Genomic DNA, 17,296 nt, shown 5'->3' on the forward strand with positions numbered 1-17,296 from the left:
GCCACGCGAGTCGGACGTCACGCCCGCTGGGCAGGTCTGAGGTTTACATAATATACAGAATCTGCACTTTGACCCTGCGCAAAGCCTTGTACCGCAAGGGTTTCAGCCTTCACCGCACCAGGTGCAGTGATGCACACCAGCGCGACCACCGCAGCGGCCGCGCTCACCCTGTCCAAGATCAAACGCCATAGGGCGCGCTCAGTTGTCGACGTGGCCCGCTCCGCGTGAATCATGGCCATCCACGTGGTCCCGTCGATCTTGGCCATCGCGCAAATCTGCGCAATTCGCTCATCCGAGATAGGGGTATCGCCCTTCCGCCAGCGTGAAATTAGCGAGCGGGTGACGCCGACGCGTTCCGCCAATGCGATGTCCGAGCCGAGATTTAAGCGGTTTTTCACGTTGTCAAGTAGTTCGTTGACGGCGGACATTGCGGCTCCTGTTGATCGATCAGTTGACACGTGTTTCCCGATCAGTTTACATCGCCCCCGTTGAGTGATCACTCAACACCCGCCAGCCGGTCCCCCTAGGCCGCTGGCGGGGATCTAGGGGCTAGGGGCAGGGGTAGGGGATGCACGGATACATGCTCGCGTGTGGGGCGCTCGGAGCGGCCTGCGTACTGATCGGATCTGCTCGTTTCGTGGCGTGGGTACTGGACCGCCGCGAAGAAGCCAGCACCCGCGCCATTCGTGACGCCGCATTCGTCGCCCAGGCATCGGCCGAGGTGCGCCGTGGCTGATTTCGTCATCACCGTCTCGCAAGCGGATATCAACGCCTTCGCCACCGGCATGTTCTGGATGTGCTTCGCAGGCGCGGCGTGCGGCGCAGGTCTGCCCGGAGTGCTGGGCACCATCATCCGTGAGCTGTGGTACTGGCACCGCGCCAGCCGTCGCCTTGCGCGTATGCAGCGCCGTGAGGTTGCCCGTGGCTGACGGCTCTCGCTCTGCGCGAAGTACGTGCGCCTTCTGTGGCGACCCCACGTCCTACTTCTTCCCCGGTGGCCTGTGCGCAGGTTGCACAGGCAAGAGCGCCCGCATCAAGCTCGACGCTATGGCCCCTGCGCAGCGCGCAGAGCTTGTCGCGTTCGATGACTCCATTGGCCTCATGCAGGCTGCTGCGCGCCGCACTGAGCAAGCCTCAGAAACCGTCGCGCGCCATAAGCGCACGTCCGGCGCTTCTCTCAAATCGTACCTCGCGGCGGCACCGCTCGCGTTGACCCCGGAGGGCCAGCGCGAAGCGCTGGCCCTTGGGCTTGTCCATTACAAAACAAGTGACACCGAGTCGAAGACCGGTCGTCTTTCCATCGAAATTGATCCGCTGCAGCAGCGGGCGCAACGGCTGCGCAAGGCCGTAATCACGAGTGCACGACTCCATGACCAAGAAGCGAAGAAGGGATCACGCCGTGGCGCGTGGTACATGCTCACGCTCACCTACCGAGACGGAAGCCGTAGCGGCCCTCGTGACGTTAGCGGGCTACTTAAGCGCATGCGCGGCCACTTCAATCGAACTGTCGCTAGGCTCCGACGGCTCGCGGGTCAGGTGTTCCGTTACCTGTGGGTCGGGGAACTCACCCAGCGCGGACGACCCCACTACCACCTCCTAGTTTGGGTTCCCCAAGGCATGTGGTTTGGCCGCGTCGATCACCGCAAGTGGTGGCCTCACGGCTCAAGCAAGTTTGAGAAGGCCCGCAATGCTGTGGGGTATCTCGCCAAATACGCATCCAAGTTCAGCAGCCTCATGGCCGCTTCGTTTCCCAAGGGGTTCCGCACGCACGGTTGCGGTGGCCTCAATGAAGAATCCCGCCGCGAACTGCGGTGGTGGAAAGCCCCCATATCCGCACGCGAAGTGCTGGGCGGTGAGGCCGACATTCGCAAGTGCAATGGCGGCTATTTCGACAAGCTCACAGGGGAGTTCTGGCCGTCCCCATGGAGAGTGACCTTCGCATTCGGCCGGACCATCGCTTGGAAGGTAATCCCAATATGAAAGTTCAGATCATCAGCGAAAACATCGCCGTTCGCTCGTTCCCCGCACGCGAGGGCAAAGCCGCAACCGTGTTCCGCGAGCAGAAAGCTGCCGTGGTGCGCGAGAACGATTTCCCGCTGCCTTTCACCATCGGCCTGGACGAAGACCAGCAGCCGTACAAGATCGGCACCTACGACCTGTGCGCAACGTCGTTGCAAAACAACAAATTCGGCGGCTTGGAATTTGGTCGCCGCATTCGACTTCTGACGCCGTCGCCCTCGCCGGGTCCATCGGCAGCGGCCAAGGCGGCAGGCTGAGCAATGGGCCTCTGCATCGCCATTCGTGAAGACGGCACGTTGGTACCAACCGGCCAGCCTGTCGATCAGTGCACCGGGTACGTGCTGATGAGCAGTGCAGAGGCCTCATCCGTCGCCATGTTCGCCGAGGCGTTCAAGGCACCAGACAAAGAGGTCTTGGCGGGATGGGCGGCGGGTCCGTTCATTCTCATCATGACCCTCTATGTAGCTGCAAACATCGGTGGCCGGGTTGCAGCTGTGTTCGACAAATCGTAGGCCGCCATAACCAACATGAAAGGGGATTTACATGGATTTCGAATCGATTCTGGCCGGTCTGTCGGTCGCTGGCGCCCTCACTGCCATCGGTGGTGCCCTGGCCTTGATGGCCGTGGTGGGCTTCTCCCTGTGGGGTGGCCGTAAGGTCGCCGGTCTGTTCGGCAAGTCGTAAGGCGAACGGCAGTGGGGCAGGGGAGGCAATGCCTCCCCTTTTTATTTGAAGGGGGCTTAGATGGACTTCGACTCAATCATTTCGAGACTGCAAATTGGCCTGTTGATGCTTGCCATCCTCGCCGGTCTTGCACTCTGCGCGCAGATTCGATTCGCCCTGTGGGCCGGTCCGAAGGTTGCGCGCTTCTTCCTGCTGCGGAGGTTGCGATGATTCTTTGCCTGTTCGCCGGGTTCATCAGCGCGCTATGCGGCATCGCTGTTGTGATGGGCATTAACCGATGAATGCGTGGCACCTCGTGCTGCTATGCGCGCTGACATTGGCCGCTGGGTCTGCGCCTGGTACCGCCAGTGCGCAACAGAACTCCTACGGCCAATGCGGCACCAATTCCATTTGGGGTGAATCTCAGATTCCCGCCGCCTGCGATCAGGGCGTTGCGTATTCCGAATGCATGGCTAAGGAGTCCGATGCGGCCGCGCGCATGAAGGCGCGATATCCGGATCAGATGCCCGAGAAGCTCGGATGCCCGCAGACGAGCGGTAGTCCCGCGTGGCATCGCTGCTACGTGCGCATCCCGGGCGTTACTGAGGAAGAATGCGGCAAGTACTTTTTCAAGGGGCTTTGTAGCGCACGTTCCGATGAGTTTGGTTGGGAAGGCGGCTCCACTGCTGCCAGCGTCAACGCCTGCCACAACGGTTGCATGTACACGAGCAGCCTTGACGCCGGTGCTACATCCGGGCATAGCTTTTCGCCTACCGGTGGACCGTGTACCGAGAACGACGCCCCTAAGCCCACTCCGGTATCGCCGGGTGGAGACGGTGGAGAGGGCGGAGGTGAAACGGGCGGCGGTGATGGTGGTGGCACCGACCCCGGTGGCGGCGAAGGCGAAGGGGGAGGCGGAACCAACCCCGGCGGCGGTGACGGTGGTGGCGGGACAGATCCCGGTGAGGGCGAGGGAGAGGGTGGCGGTACAGACCCCGGCACGGGACCCGGCCCAGGACCCGGTGACGGTGACGGCGATGGCCCCGGCCAAGTAGGCCCCGATGGCGATGCCCTTTACGAGTCGGACGGAAAGACAGTCGAGAAGCTCTACGACCAGTTTGCCCAGCGCGTCAACAAAGCGCCCATCATCGACGCCACAAAGAGCTTCTTTGACATCAGCGTCAGCGGGTCTTGTCCGGTGTTTACATTCCCGGCGTCGGCGTACTGGGACGCCATGACGTTCGATTTCCTGTGCAAGTCGGAGATTGTCGCCATCCTTAGCGCGCTTGGATGGCTACTGCTCGCGTTCGCCGCATTCCATGCAGTCAAGATCGCACTCACATGACCAACTTCATTGCATTCGTGACCTTCTACGCCGGTTGGCTGGATGACATCACCGGGTTCTTTCGCAGGCAGATTGAGCGACTCTGGAAAGCGATCGTTGAGTTCTTTCGTGACTTGGTCCTGTACGCCATCGAGCAGGTGCTCAACCTCGTTGCCCACGCCTTTGAGAAGCTTCCCGTTCCAGAATTTCTCACCGAATACAAGCTCGGCACGCTGTTTGCTAACGCCGGTCCGACCGTGGCTTGGTTCGTCAATATCTTCAAAATTCCCGAGTGTATGACGGTCATTTCGCTGGCAGTCGTGTTCTTTATCACCCGCAAAATTCTGACCATGGGGAAGTGGTGACATGCTGGTTTTTAACGAAGGCGTACCGCGCGCAGGCAAGAGCTACGATGCTGTCAAGAACCACATCCTGCCCACTCTCAAGAAGGGCCGTCGCGTGTTCGCGCGGCTTAACGGCTTGCACCACGAGCGCATTGCCGAGTATCTGAAAATGCCGGTCGATGAGGTCCACCAGCTGTTGACGCTGGTTGACACGAAGGACGTGGCCACGACGTTCGTTTGCTCCAGGCATCCGGAAACCGGTCAGTGGTGCATCCCCGATCAGTTCAAAGATGCGCTGGTGGTCATCGATGAGGTCCATGAGTTCTACGTCGCCCAGCGCAACGCGCTGCCTGAAGCGGTCGAAAATTTCTTTGCATTGATCGGCCAGAACGGCGGCGACGTGCTGGTGATGACGCAGTGGATCAACCGCGTGCATCAGGCGGTGAGGGCGCGCATTGAGCGTAAAAACGTGTTTCAGAAGCTCACCGCCGTGGGCCTCAAGAGCCGCTATCGCGTCACGTATTACCACACCACCAGCCCCGGCAAGTTTGAGGTTGTCGGCGGCAAAACCCTCAAGTACGAGCCCGAGATTTATCCGCTCTATCACGGCTACGCGGTCGGTGCCGAGAATGCGGAGGTCTACGAAGAAGGCGGCACCAACATCTGGAAGCAGCTCGCGCCCAAGATCATCATTGCAGCCATCGCCCTGGTGTTCGGGGTGTGGGCTTACGTAGGCTACTTCGTGAAGCAGATCAAGAGCGATGAGCCGGCCGCCACGACGCAAGCACCCCCGGGCGCGAAGGTTTCGCCGGGGCAGGGCGCGTTCAAGCCTATTTCCACCTCCATTACCCCATCCGTTCCGACAGCCGCGGCTGATTCGATGGAAGGCATGACCGTTGAGCAACGCTACGTCGCGGCCATGACTCAGGCCAACCGCATCCGGCTTGCCTTTACTGGGCAGTTCGATGGCCGGAGCGTGGGCATGGTTGAGTGGGTCGACGGATCAGGCAACACGGTCGACCAGCTGAGCTTTGATGCGTTGATCGCCATGGGCTACCAGCTGCGGGTCGCCGTGTATGGCGTTCGCCTCACGGCGAACAAATTTGAGACTATTGCGACGGCGTGGCCTAGGGAAGCCCCCAAACGCGAAGCCGAACCCACGCTATACCGCCTGGACAGCGACGGCGCTGCGGGTGCAGCTGCGAGCGGAGCGAGTGGCGGAACCCGTGGCGCGGGCGCGGGGTTAGGCACACTTAGCGGCGGTGCCGTCATCCGCGTATCGGAGCGCGCCATGGCAACGTTCCCCGAGTCAAAGCAGAACCGCTATGGCGGGAGTTGAGTAACGCGTTACATATAACCAATAGTCATTTGCTATAGGTAACGCGTTACCATAATATGAACCCATCAACCACAAGGGGTGCCACATGGAAGTCATCGCGTTTCTCTTAATTGCAGCCATCCTAGTTGGCGGCGCATGGGGTGGTGTCGAGCAGTACATTGAGCACCGTCGCTATCTGAAGAGCGATGCTTATGCTCACGACATGGCACGGATCAAGGCCACCGATGCGTGGCTCAAGTATCGTCGTGACGCGGAGGCTGCCCGCAATGTCTGAATTTCTCGATTTCCTGCGTGACCCTGCCGTTATTGCTGCTGTCGCCGTCGTGGGCTTCGCCGTCGGCGCAATGTTGGTGATGATTTCGATGGGCTACAGCTTCAAGCGACGCTCCGATGGCGAGTGACGCTCAGGCCTTGAGGCGGGGCAGGCCACCCATCAACGGCGAGGCGATGACCCCCGCTGAGAAGCAACGCCGGTACCGCGCCGAGCGCGCCAGGGCGGCAGCTGCTGCGTCCGGGCCAAAGGAACTAAGCGACTCTGTGCTGCTTGACTGCATCCGCCGCAGCCTATCGGATGGGTCTTCTCGGCGTTCCGTTTCCCGCCTTGTCGATGAGCTGGCACGCCGCCATGGCACGGGCGCTTCCCGGGCCGAGTAGTTCCGCGCCGTGGCCGCAATCGCCTCCACGGCTCGATACAGGCGATTTCAAGGGGGGGTGTAGGGGCAGCGCCCCTACGGATAACGCCTCACCCGCGCACGTGAGGTATCGGCCCTGTGGCCGGCTGGACTGCTTGAGCTGCCCCGGCGCTGGGACCGGGATCACCCACGGCTAACCGCTGTTCGTATGTCCGGCGCACGTAGTCGCGCAGGCTCACCACGGTTGCAACGCGAGTGGCCATGCGCGCCCCTGTTGAACGCCTACTGCTGCAAGGCTTTCCGTGTCTGTCTTTCGGTTCAAAGCCGCGGCGTGTGTCATCCATCATGGCTCGCCATTCCTGCGCAATGCAGGCGGTCAGCGACAGCCAGGCCAGATCCTCCGGCAAAAGTTCGCGGCCTTCGGGGGTGACCAGTCGGCCACCCTTGAACGAAAAACCGGCCCAAGGGCCGGTCAGCTTGCGATCACGCATGGGTGAGGTTCCGTCTCAGCTGGGGAGACGGTATGGCAGGCAAGATCCGGGCCAGCCACGCCAGCAGCTTCCTTACATAATATACATTATGCGAAGTGGCGTATCTGTCCGTCTCCCGGTTCGCGGGCACCGGCCGGCGCAGGCGCAAGCTCTGGATCGGCTCTCGCTTCCCCTCCCGACCGCCGCATAAAGACCAGATTGCAGCCCGTCAGCCCATTGATTCAAGGACAGTCATGGCAACGGCCGTGAGTTGGTTGATTTCTCCGCCGTTTAGGACCTTGAGCGCGTCAGAATTCGCAGAGAACCCATGCACCAGCTTGTGCACGACGGTCGCCTGCATGATCCGAGGCTGTGCCAGCTAGCGCGCTCTTGATGTCGCCGCCGACTGCTTCCGCGCTGTCTCCAACTTTCTGACGTCGCCAGCCGGTACCAGAACGGTGGTCTTCCGCGCGGGGTCCCAAAGCGCATACGTATCACCCAGTACGCCAGCCACGGTGACTCCTTGACGATGCCGGGCACGACCGGCGACAGCGTCAGCACAAGCAGGCACGCAACCGTCAACAGCATGCCAATCAGCAGAACCCACGCGCTGGCCCACCAGATGATCGCGCCCAAACCAGTGAAGAAAAGGACCGGCGCGAGCCAGGCAAACCGATTGCGCGCTGTGTTGATGCCCGTAAGCTTGCCCTCCACCCAGCCCCCAAGCAGCAAGGTGATCAGCATCAAGCCGAGGACCATGCCGATCCCCGCAAGACCAGTCAGCGCTAGTTCGCCTACCGCGACGAACTGGAACGGGTCCAGGCCGAATTGACTCCAATACGCCTGCAGATACAGCGCGCCTTGAATCAGACCAAAGGTCACACATGCCGATCCCCAGCCCGCCACGTCGGCGAGGGACAGTTCCTTCTGTACGCGCTTCACTCGTTCGCCTCCATGCGGTGCTGATATACGCTCAATGCTGACATGCGAAACGGCGCTGCAGGCGAAACGACCTTGCGCTGCAGAGGGCATTAATGTGACGCATCACGGCGAGGCCCCGGCCCCACCCTCCCCGCTCAACTCCTCCGCAAGAGAATCATCTTCTCCTGCGACATATCCCGCATCGTGTAAGGAATACCCCCAGTTCCATAACCCGACTCCCTGCGCCCCGCAAACGGCATCCAGTCGGTGCGGAACGCAGTCGGGTCGTTGATCATCACGGCAGAGGCATCCAGCCGGTTGGCCGCGCGCATCGCGATATCGATGTCCTGAGCGAAGACGCTTGCCTGGAACGCAGTAGGCAACGAGTTCGCCCGCGCAATAGCCTCATCAAGCTCGCCATAACGGTACACGGCCACCACCGGGCCGAAGACCTCCTGCGTGGTCACCCGGGCGTCGCTGGCGGGATCGAGCAGCACGGTGGGCTGCAGCGTCGTCTCGGAAAGGCGTTTGCCGCCGGTTGCACACTGCGCCCCGCCCTTCACTGCCTCCTCGATCCACTCAGCCACCCGGTCGGCCTCGCGGGGCTGGATCAGCGGGCCCACCTCGGTGTCTTTCAACGTAGGGTCGCCGGTACGCAGTGTCTTGACGCGCGCGATCAGCGCCTGGGTGAAGTCGTCGGCGATGGCGTTGTGCACGAAGATGCGCTGGGTGGATACGCAGACCTGGCCGGCGTGGTAATAGCCGCCCTTGACGATGGGTTCGATGATCTTGGCCAGGTCCGCGCTTCGATCCACGATGGCCGGCGCGACGCCACCATGCTCCAGCGCCGAGCGTGCCCCGTGTGCCAGCTTGGCATGCAGCGACCAGCCGACCCGGGCCGAGCCAATGAAACTGAGGAACGCGACGCGCGGGTCGGTGACAAGCGCCTCGGCCAGTTCGTTGCCATCTGGCAGGAAGCTCTGGCACCACGGCTCCGGCAGGCCCGCTTCGTGGACCATCGCCACGAATTCCAGGCAGGACAACGGTGTGGTGGAGGCCGGCTTGATGATGACCGGGCAGCCCACCGCGATGGCCGGTGCCACCTGGTGGACGATCAGATTCAGCGGGTGATTGAACGCCGAGATCGCCGCGACGACGCCGATCGGCTCGCGGGTGGTGAACGCCCAACGGTTCTCGGCCGCGGCTGAAAGACCCATCGGAATTTCCCGGCCGGCAAAGTTGCGCAGCTCATCGGCAGCATTGTGGACGCCATCGATGGCACGGGTGGTCTCGACGATGGCGTCGGGCAGTGGCTTGCCGCCCTCGCGCGCGATCTGCAGGGCCAGATGGTCACGTTTGGCCTCCATCAGCGCGGCCAGCTTGCGCAGGATCGCGATGCGCTGGTGCGGCTGCAGCCAGCCGTCGCGGTTCTTGAACGCCCGCTGCGCGGCGCTGAGTTTGCGTTCCAGTGCTGCCGCGTCGTCGAACGGGATGTCGGCGATGGGCGCGCGGTCGAAGGCTTGTACGACGGTCAACATCGGGGATTCCTTGTATTGGGCGTCAACGCGACCGGCTACGCACAGCCCACGTCGGGCGTACGGTTGCGCAGTTCGTCGACCAGGACGCGGGTGTTCTCGGAGTAGTCGATGGGCACATCCAGCAGGTGGACGCCACCGCCAGCAAAGGCGGCCTCGATCGCGGGCACCAGCTGCTCCACCGCCGTGATCCGGCTGCCTTTCGCGCCGTAGGCTTCGGCGTAGCGCACGAAATCAGGGTTGCCAAAGCGCATGCCGAAATCCTCGAAGCCGTCCACCGCCTGCTTCCAGCGGATCATGCCGTAGGCGCTGTCGTTGAGAACGATGACGACCAGGTTCAGGCCCAGCCTGACGGCGGTCTCCATCTCCTGCGAGTTCATCATGAAGCCGCCGTCGCCGCACACGGCCAGCACGCGTCGCTGCGGAAACAGCATCGACGCCATCATGGCCGACGGCAGGCCGGCGCCCATCGTGGCCAGCGCGTTGTCGAGCAGCAGTGTGTTGGCCACATGCGTGCGGTAGTTGCGGGCAAACCAGATCTTGTACATGCCGTTGTCGAGGCAGACGATGCCGTCTTCGGGCATCGCCTGCCGCACGTCATGGACCAGGCGCTGGGGCGTCACCGGGAAGCGGTCTTCCTCGGCGCGGTCGTTGAGGCGGGACAGGATCTTCTGGCGCAGCTCACTGGTGCCCGCGTCTTCGACCACCCTGCCCTCCAGGCGTTCGGCAAGCGCGGTGGCGCTGGCGCCGATGTCGCCGATCACTTCGATATCGGGGTGGTAGACCTGTTCAACCGTGGCGGACTGGAAGCCGACATGGATGACCTTGGGCCCGCCGTTGTCTTTCATCAGGAACGGCGGCTTTTCGATCGTGTCATGGCCGATGGCAATGATCAGGTCGGCACGTGCGACGGCTTCGTGCACGTAGTCGCCTTCGGAGAGCGCGGCCGTGCCCATGTACAGGTTGGAGCCGCCGGTAACGGCTCCTTTGCCCATCTGGGTATTGAAGAATGGCAGGCGCGTGCGGGCCACGAATGAGGAGAGCGCCTCGGTCAACGAGGGCCGGCTGCAGGCCGCACCGATCATCACCAGGGGGCGTTTGGCGGCCAGGATCGCAGCGGCGGCCCGGTCGAGCGCGGCGACCGGGGCAACGGGCCGGTCCAGGGGATGCACCGGAATCACCGGCACCGCGTCCACCTCTTCCCCGGCGATATCCTCCGGAAGCTCCAGATGTACCGGGCCCGGGCGCTCCTCCATGGCGACGCGGAAGGCATCGCGCACCATGGCCGGGATGGCCGCGGGGCTGACGATCTGGCGCGTCATTTTCGTGAGCGGCTTCATCGAGGCCACGATGTCCACGATCTGGAAGCGCGCCTGCCGCGCGCTCATCACGGCCTTCTGGCCGGTGATCAGGATCATCGGCCATGCCCCGAGATGGGCATAGGCCGCGCCGGTGGAGAAGTTCAGCGCCCCCGGCCCGAGGGTGGCCAGGCAAACCCCGGGTTTGCCGGTGAGACGGCCGTGGGTGGCAGCCATGAAGGCGGCGGCCTGTTCGTGACGGGTGAGGACCAGTTCGATGCTGGAATTTCGCAGGGATTCCAGGAAATCGAGGTTTTCCTCGCCTGGAACCCCGAAGATACGGTCTACGCCCTCGTTTTCGAGTGCGGCGACCAGGAGGTCTGAGCCCTTGGGCATTGCTTCGATCCTTGCGGTGATGAACTACAGAGAGTTCGTGCCATGGGGAAGAGCGTCGTGTGGGACGACTATACCCCCGGTGCTGTGCACACCCGTCGAAGAGACGGCATCCCGCGGTAGGACGGTGAGGTCCATGGGTGCATCGGAGCCTGCTGGTGTTTGTCACGGTCGAAGCTGCCTGCCGCCTCCTTTGGCTGGCTTGCACATACAGTGCGTACTTCCGGGTGGTTTGACGCAGATGGCGGTGCGATGCCGCCCGTTCTGGCTGCGCGCCCTCTCCAAGGCGGCTACTGCCTCCGACAGGAGTTGATGGTGTCGCCGATCCCATCGAAGACCTGTCCGGATGTCACAATCCAGGGCTTGGACAGGATGCAGTACTGGATCGTGCCGGACCCGGGATCGAAGTTGAAGCTGACCACCACCGTGCCAACAACGGGCACCTTTGTGGTCGCCTTGCCCTGGTGCGCCCCCGGCGGGTCGTAGACCGTGCCGTGCTCTTCCAGGCTCTTCTTCTTGACGCAGGTGAAGATCGCCTCGGTGACACCGTTGAATGTCCTGCAGTCCGTCATCACGCTCTCCTTATCTTTCGTTGATGGATGAGGAGCGCCTTCGAGGGAAGGCGCTCCATGCAACGCGCCGAACCAGCCCGCCCCGCGTCAGTTGCACGCCGGAAGTTCGATCTTGGTACACGGGTCGTTGGTCTGCACATAGGCCCGGCACGACTGCTGCAGGCGTGGCCTGAGTTTGTTGGCGGCTTGCGCCTTGGCGGCCGTGCAGCCCGGGTGCGTTTGCGGACCTTTCCCCGTGTTCGCGTAGCCCTTTTCCGCCTGCGTGCACATGGCCGCCGGCGCAGACTGTTTCACTGTTGCCTTGCCCTGGTAACACTGCGCGGCGTGCGCCGCCGGGATTGCGCCCACCAGGAGGGCCGCGACCAGAAGGGTCGTTTTCATGGATACACCTCGCTATGCGTTGATGTCGGATGTCCGGTGACGCCGCTGCGTGCGGCAACCGGCCTTCATGGACTGCCGGGGGCGACGTCTGCGCCCCGCCCTGCCTCGTTCCCCTGTGTTGGAGTGGAGTTGCTTGCACTGGCGCCGGTAGCGCCGATGCGCCCCGTGGTGATGCCGCCGCGGGGCTCGCCGCGCAATGCACCCGATGCGATCCATGCCTGCACCGATGTCAGCCCCACGAGGGCATCGGGCGTACCCAGCCGGATGTCCAGACGATGCTGGCCCGGCCCCAGCCCATACAGGGAACGCGACGCCAGCGCGACGCGCTTGCCGTCGGCATCGACACCGCTGATGATCAATCGGCGTAACGAGCGGTCTGCTCCCGGCATGTCGATCGTGACCGTGACAACGCCAGGGGGCTGTGTCCTCGCCTTGCCCACGGGAAGGCGCAACGACAATCCCACCGCCTGCGCAGCGCCCTGCCCGTCGTTACCGGCATTGGCCACGGTGGATCTGCGCGTGTTGAACACCCAGAAACCCCCGCTCCACGGCCAGCGTCCGATGGTCTGTGCCCCGGCTGCCGGGTCCGATCCGTGCAGCTTGTCTGGAATCGCATCGTCCGGATCCACCGTGACCTTGAGGTCGTAGGCAGTGCCCGCGTCACTGCCGCCCAGGTTCGCGGTGTCCCAGAGCACATCGACATCGGCCTGGCCGCGCGGCGCGATGGTGATGGGTTTGGAACGCGCGAACTCGATGAAGGTGTCCTCGCGCGGCCGCGCCCCATCACCGCGAGCCACGCTGTCGGCCTCCGGGCCACGTGCGTGATAGGCGAAGGCGACCACGACATTCCGGGCGGCGGTGTCGATCGAGTAGTTGTGCACCGGCACCACCACCCTGACCTTGGTGCCCTCCTCCACCCCGCCCAACAACGGCGCGTACTCGCCCGTCACTTCGTTGGGCACGGCCTCGGTGAGCTTCAGGCCGCGCAGACGGAAGTACGTGTCCTCCGGGGCCAGTGTCCAGGTGCCCTGCATCGCATCGAAGACAATGCGCCACGGCAGGTTGAGCGCCGGGTCGGGCCGACCGCCATACATCTTCTTCCACCACGTGGCGCCGCCGGTGGAGCGCAGGAAGTCGGTGCCGTGCGCGACCTTGATGCCGCCGTTCCCGGTGACATAGACCAGCGTTTCGTAGTGGTAGGCCTTGGATGCGATGCCAGACACGTCCGGCTGATCGAGGGTGATCCCGCGTGAATTGCGCATGGTGCGCTGCGCGACCACGCTGCTTTCCCAGTTGGACGTATCGGACAGGTTGACGGCGCCTTCGTAGTTCGCGCTGCCGTTGAACATGCGCACGTCCGCCGAGGCCCGGAAGCCGGCGGTGATGTCCACGCTGTTGCTGAGCGTGTAGGAATAGGACTTCTCGCTGCTGGATCCCGACTCCTTGGTGTATTCCAGGCTGAAGGTCTGGGCATTGCCATCGAAGGCACGCTCGATCGGGCTGTTGAGCGGCTTGCCCGCCACCTCAACGGTCTTGCCGGCCTCATTCTGATAGCTGAAGGAGCCGATATCCTTGGCAAACAGGCCCTGCGCGGGGATTTCGGGATAGCTGGTGGCGTTGTAGTTCTGGTGCGAGGGGTTGTACCAGTCGTAGTTCAGCCCGCCGCCGCTGTACTCCATCAGCTGCCCGGGAATGACGATGTCGTAGAACGGAAACCGGCTGGACCGCTCCCGGTTCACCCCGTAGACCGGATAGCGCCAGATATCCACCAGGCGCATGTTGAACACCAGGTGGTCGTCCTGGGTGGTGGTCGCGGCCTTCTGCGTGGTGACCGATTGGTAGGCGTTGTTGAGGCTGCGTTCCATGCTGTTGGTCTCGAACGAGACCGCCGTTCTGACCGAGAGCGATGTCTCGAAGGTGGCGATGTTCATGAAGCCGCCACCGACCGTGCTGCCCACGGTCTGCGTCAAGCCGCCGCCGAAACGGGCGGAGCTGGCATTGGTCGAGGTCTCGGTGAGCGTGCTGTCGGTACTGTCGCGCAGGGTGACGTTGAAGGCGGACGGCCCGGAGACGCCGAGTAGATTGACGATCTCGTAAGGCGGGTCCTGCCCGGGCGTAGGCAGTGCGTCGACGTGGCGCGGCGGCATGCCCACCACGTACTGCGGGTCGATCATGTCCTGAATGGTGATGTGCGCAGGATTGCCCAGATACAAGGACTCGCCGCCGCGATCATAGGCCACGATCGGCACCCCGAACACCAGCCCACCGGCCTCATAGTTGGGCATACGGTGGCGGTACACCGGCTCAAGCGCCAGGGTGTCGCCGTTGACGCGGGCGACCACGATCTCCGGCACGGTGCGGCCGGCCTGCTCGCCGCGCCCGGGCAGCGCCACGGCCACCTGGTGACGCGGATCAACGCCGTCATTCTTGAAGCCGATGAAGTTCCCCGCGGCCACCGAGGGCCCCAGCGCCGTGCTGACAATCGGCGATCGGTCCGACGAAAGCTGTGCCGCCGGGCCTGCCTGGATGACCGGTGGATCGCCATCACGTACCTGCAGCACGCGGCCCATCACCCGCGCGTCTGGCGAGGTATGAACGATCGCCAGTTGCCGCCGGAAGAACGGATCACTTGGCACGGGGGTTGCCTTCGGATCGAACCGGAACAGGCCGGTGGCCATATCGACGTAGGTGTTTTTCGCCACCGGCCCGATCGTGGTCTTCGCCCTGGGTGGGCCGATCTGCTCCAGGGTTGCCGGGTCGAAGTACGCCAGCGCCATCTGGTCGGCGCCGGCATCCTGCGGCACCAGGTAGCTCATGATGAACTGCTCGTGGCCACGGCCCACGAAATCGGCCGAGGCCAGCGCCAGTGACGTCGACCGGCCATTGGGAACGTCAAGCGCGTAGGACGTGCCCACGCGCTTCAGCGTGTGCGTGGTGCCGTCACTGGCATAGCGATAGGCCGCCAGGCGGATGCGCCCGGCGCCGGTGCCGGCCGCGGCATCGGCGGCACTGATGATCTGCAGCGTGCCGTCGCCCATGTAATCGCCGAGAGTGACGGCCACGTCGCCCGTGGGCGCTTCATCGGCCGGGCCGATATAGGAGGCGGCAACCTTCAGCTCCCCCGCCGCGCCCTCCTTCGACGTGCCCGTACCTTCCTTGGGCACCCAGATGATCACGTCGATCTGCAGCCGATGCTGCAGGTTGGCGTAGGCCGCGACGATGGCCTGGTGCGGCTGTTCGTCCTGGCTGGGCCGGCGCAGCAATTCCCCGACGGCAAGATCAAAATTGCGGCCGACCGTGCTGGTGGACGGGTTGGGGAAGGCCAGCGTTGCACGGCTCCCGTTGTTGATGTTGAGCGGGCTGGTGTACACGGTGATGCCGAAGTTGGTCATGCACACCGCCTGCTCGAAATCCGGCGTCGACACGCGGCCATGGCCAAGACGTCGGCGCTGCGACTGCTGGCAGGAATCCCCGGATTGGAGCTTCTGCGCCGACACCGTCCATTGTGTGAGCTGCGCGTCGGCGGCGGCGTAGTCGAACAGATCGCTGTAGAACGAGGAGTTCTGGCTGGCCAGCAGCCCCAGGGTAGCCACCGGGAACAGCGTCAGCTTCTTCGGGTTGCCGATCGGATCCACTTCACCGGGGCGCACCTCGGCGCTGGCGGTGGCAGCCAGGCAGATCGCGGTGACGGCGCAGACCATGCCATGACAGACGCGGCCGCGCATGCGGCGCCAGAGTGCGCAGCCTGCGGCACGAAGCGCCGGGTCGGGCAGCGCCTCCTCACCGTCCCTGCCTTGGTATCCCCTGGTCATGCTGCTCTCCCTGCGCCTGGTGGATGGGCATCACTGCTTTTTGCACATCAGGGCCGTGTAGTACGGCGCCTGGACGGCGCTGTCGGACGGCTGTGTGGCCACGGGAACGGTCTTGCCGTCCACGATGCTGAAGTCGCCCTTGGACGCATAGCCGCTGGCGCAGCATCCGCTGGCGCCTGCGATGTCGTGACCGCTGAACGCGATTTTTCCCTGCACGCCGTGCACGTGGTTGCGGACTTCGCTGGGCTCCAGCGGCTTGCCACCGAACTGGTAGTACGGCGTGCCGTTGTCGGGAAGCGCCACGATGTAACGCCCGGCCACCGAGTTCTCCGCTTCCCATGTTGCCGGGCACAGGGTCTGCGCCATGAAGGTCATCACGCCCGAGGGCACCGTTGAACCGTCCGGGTTCGAGGTTTTGATGCAGAGCCCGTACTGCGCGTAGGGCAGATCGCCGCTGGCCGCCTCCGATGCCCCGCTGACCGGGTACTCACCGGAGTCGCCCAGGTTACCGTTGCAGCAGCCGCCGATCAGCACGAAATTCTTCGATGGCAGCGACACCTTGCCGCTGATGCGCTCGTGCAGGTGCTTGGGCGCGCTCTTGCCGTCCAGCGCATCGCCTGCGAAGCCGCCAACGCCGGCCCCCAGCGGCGCGGGCACCACGAAGCGGCCCTTGGCCCCGTCGACCGATGTCCAGCCTTCCGGACAGGCGCCGGCGAAGTACGCCTCGGTGAAGAATGGCATGGCGTCAGCCGCCGCGGCGATCTGCGGAGACAGCGCGGACAGGAGAAGCGCGATGGAAAACGGGGCCAGGAGAGGCCGATGGAACCGACGCGTGATAGCCATGTCGCACCTGTGAAGTGAGAGCGAGCCGAATGCAGCCGGAGCCACGCGCCTGCCGGGCATGACGCACCCGGGCAACACGTGGATGGTGAAGCGGGCGATGCCGTTGCCGGTCAGTCGACCTTGCAGGCCAGCAGCTGGACGAAGGGAAGCGCCGAGGCGGATTCATCGGTTTCCACATCCGCCGAATGCGCGCCCTTGCCTGTCGATTGACTGTTGCAGCAACTGCTGGCGGCCGAGATCGAGTGCTCGTTCAGCGTGGCCGACACCTTCGCCTTGTGTTTGTGTTTGCGATCTTCGCGGTCTGCGAGGGCCTTGCCCGAGGTCGAGCCGATCGCACCGGGATCGTTGGCCACCAGCAGCATGCGGCCATTTGCATTGACCAGCCGGCTGCTGCCCGCCGGGCAGGCAGTGCCCGACATGAAGAAGATCATGTTTTTCGGCAACTCCGCCACGGCCGTGCCTGCAGCACCCAGCAAGGCAACCATGCCGATGAGAAGCAACCCAACGGTTCGCGTACGCATCCCCTGCCCCCTTGCATGTGGACGTTCGTATGAGCCTGAAAATCACACCCCGTTTCAATCACATTTCCCACATCTGCAGCGTGCCTGATAATCGAATCCGGGCCAGTAGGCGGACGTTGCATCCGCTCCTGCAGTTGGATCGGAGTATGGACTTAACTCCTTGGAATTACGTGCTCAACGTCGCAAAAGCAGAAAGTGCGCATTATCCATCGCGACGGGGTGTTTATGC

Annotated in this window: 20 protein-coding genes; 10 read left to right on the forward strand and 10 right to left on the reverse strand. The window is 63.6% G+C overall.

What is annotated here, in order from left to right:
• Positions 1–17: 17 nt before the first annotated feature.
• Entirely contained in the window at positions 18–428 is a 411-nt protein-coding gene (locus tag ACZ0AE_RS10135) for a DUF3693 domain-containing protein (protein WP_463600994.1), read from the reverse strand.
• A gap of 300 nt (positions 429–728) precedes the next feature.
• Between ACZ0AE_RS10135 and ACZ0AE_RS10140 the strand changes: the two genes are divergently transcribed.
• The 10 genes from ACZ0AE_RS10140 to ACZ0AE_RS10185 all read left to right on the forward strand — a co-directional run bounded on the left by ACZ0AE_RS10140 (position 729) and on the right by ACZ0AE_RS10185 (position 6,090).
• Entirely contained in the window at positions 729–929 is a 201-nt protein-coding gene (locus ACZ0AE_RS10140; protein WP_463600995.1) for a hypothetical protein, read from the forward strand.
• Positions 930–1,047: 118 nt separating this feature from the next.
• Positions 1,048–1,980 (forward strand): rolling circle replication-associated protein, encoded by a 933-nt coding sequence (locus ACZ0AE_RS10145; protein WP_463600996.1) that lies wholly within the window; start codon positions 1,048–1,050, stop codon positions 1,978–1,980.
• Positions 1,977–2,276 carry a single-stranded DNA-binding protein gene (locus ACZ0AE_RS10150; protein ID WP_463600997.1) on the forward strand — a complete coding sequence of 100 codons (300 nt, stop codon included), beginning with the start codon at positions 1,977–1,979 and terminating at the stop codon, positions 2,274–2,276. Before ACZ0AE_RS10145 ends, ACZ0AE_RS10150 begins: the two co-directional genes overlap by 4 nt.
• A gap of 3 nt (positions 2,277–2,279) precedes the next feature.
• Positions 2,280–2,531 (forward strand): hypothetical protein, encoded by a 252-nt coding sequence (locus tag ACZ0AE_RS10155; RefSeq protein ID WP_463600998.1) that lies wholly within the window; start codon positions 2,280–2,282, stop codon positions 2,529–2,531.
• A gap of 31 nt (positions 2,532–2,562) precedes the next feature.
• Positions 2,563–2,703, forward strand: coding sequence for a capsid protein (locus ACZ0AE_RS10160; RefSeq protein ID WP_463600999.1), 141 nt, complete (start codon positions 2,563–2,565; stop codon positions 2,701–2,703).
• 277 nt (positions 2,704–2,980) lie between these two features.
• Positions 2,981–4,027: a hypothetical protein gene (locus ACZ0AE_RS10165; protein ID WP_463601000.1), complete on the forward strand. Its 1,047-nt coding sequence runs from the start codon at positions 2,981–2,983 to the stop codon at positions 4,025–4,027.
• Positions 4,024–4,371: a phage coat protein gene (locus ACZ0AE_RS10170; protein ID WP_463601001.1), complete on the forward strand. Its 348-nt coding sequence runs from the start codon at positions 4,024–4,026 to the stop codon at positions 4,369–4,371. The genes ACZ0AE_RS10165 and ACZ0AE_RS10170 overlap by 4 nt, the downstream gene beginning before the upstream one ends.
• 1 nt (position 4,372) lies before the next feature.
• A complete protein-coding gene (locus ACZ0AE_RS10175; RefSeq protein WP_463601002.1) occupies positions 4,373–5,689 on the forward strand; it encodes a zonular occludens toxin domain-containing protein in 1,317 nt (438 codons plus the stop codon).
• An 85-nt stretch (positions 5,690–5,774) separates the two neighbouring features.
• Positions 5,775–5,963, forward strand: a complete 189-nt coding sequence (locus ACZ0AE_RS10180) for a hypothetical protein (RefSeq protein ID WP_463601003.1) — start codon at positions 5,775–5,777, stop codon at positions 5,961–5,963.
• Complete coding sequence (locus ACZ0AE_RS10185) at positions 5,956–6,090, forward strand: hypothetical protein (RefSeq protein ID WP_463601004.1); 135 nt, start codon at positions 5,956–5,958, stop codon at positions 6,088–6,090. Before ACZ0AE_RS10180 ends, ACZ0AE_RS10185 begins: the two co-directional genes overlap by 8 nt.
• A 341-nt stretch (positions 6,091–6,431) precedes the next feature.
• Here ACZ0AE_RS10185 and ACZ0AE_RS10190 read toward each other — a convergent pair whose 3' ends face one another.
• From ACZ0AE_RS10190 to ACZ0AE_RS10230, 9 genes are all read right to left on the reverse strand, one after another.
• On the reverse strand, positions 6,432–6,812 hold the full coding sequence (locus tag ACZ0AE_RS10190; protein WP_463601005.1) for a DUF3653 domain-containing protein: 381 nt from the start codon (positions 6,810–6,812) through the stop codon (positions 6,432–6,434).
• A gap of 270 nt (positions 6,813–7,082) precedes the next feature.
• Positions 7,083–7,733 (reverse strand): hypothetical protein, encoded by a 651-nt coding sequence (locus ACZ0AE_RS10195; RefSeq protein ID WP_463601006.1) that lies wholly within the window; start codon positions 7,731–7,733, stop codon positions 7,083–7,085.
• Between the two features lie 134 nt (positions 7,734–7,867).
• Positions 7,868–9,250 carry an aldehyde dehydrogenase family protein gene (locus ACZ0AE_RS10200; RefSeq protein WP_463601007.1) on the reverse strand — a complete coding sequence of 461 codons (1,383 nt, stop codon included), beginning with the start codon at positions 9,248–9,250 and terminating at the stop codon, positions 7,868–7,870.
• A gap of 35 nt (positions 9,251–9,285) precedes the next feature.
• The gene (locus tag ACZ0AE_RS10205; protein WP_463601008.1) at positions 9,286–10,941 is read right to left on the reverse strand and encodes an acetolactate synthase large subunit; all 1,656 of its coding nucleotides are present in this window, start codon (positions 10,939–10,941) and stop codon (positions 9,286–9,288) included.
• Positions 10,942–11,228: 287 nt separating this feature from the next.
• Positions 11,229–11,510 carry a hypothetical protein gene (locus tag ACZ0AE_RS10210; RefSeq protein WP_448133695.1) on the reverse strand — a complete coding sequence of 94 codons (282 nt, stop codon included), beginning with the start codon at positions 11,508–11,510 and terminating at the stop codon, positions 11,229–11,231.
• Between the two features lie 87 nt (positions 11,511–11,597).
• Complete coding sequence (locus ACZ0AE_RS10215; RefSeq protein ID WP_038688243.1) at positions 11,598–11,891, reverse strand: hypothetical protein; 294 nt, start codon at positions 11,889–11,891, stop codon at positions 11,598–11,600.
• Between the two features lie 65 nt (positions 11,892–11,956).
• A complete protein-coding gene (locus ACZ0AE_RS10220; protein ID WP_463601009.1) occupies positions 11,957–15,703 on the reverse strand; it encodes a hypothetical protein in 3,747 nt (1,248 codons plus the stop codon).
• Between the two features lie 30 nt (positions 15,704–15,733).
• Positions 15,734–16,546: a hypothetical protein gene (locus tag ACZ0AE_RS10225; RefSeq protein WP_463601010.1), complete on the reverse strand. Its 813-nt coding sequence runs from the start codon at positions 16,544–16,546 to the stop codon at positions 15,734–15,736.
• A 110-nt stretch (positions 16,547–16,656) separates the two neighbouring features.
• Positions 16,657–17,067: a hypothetical protein gene (locus ACZ0AE_RS10230; protein WP_185753518.1), complete on the reverse strand. Its 411-nt coding sequence runs from the start codon at positions 17,065–17,067 to the stop codon at positions 16,657–16,659.
• Between the last annotated feature and the right edge of the window lie 229 nt (positions 17,068–17,296).

Source organism: Stenotrophomonas sp. AC248, assembly GCF_979258185.1.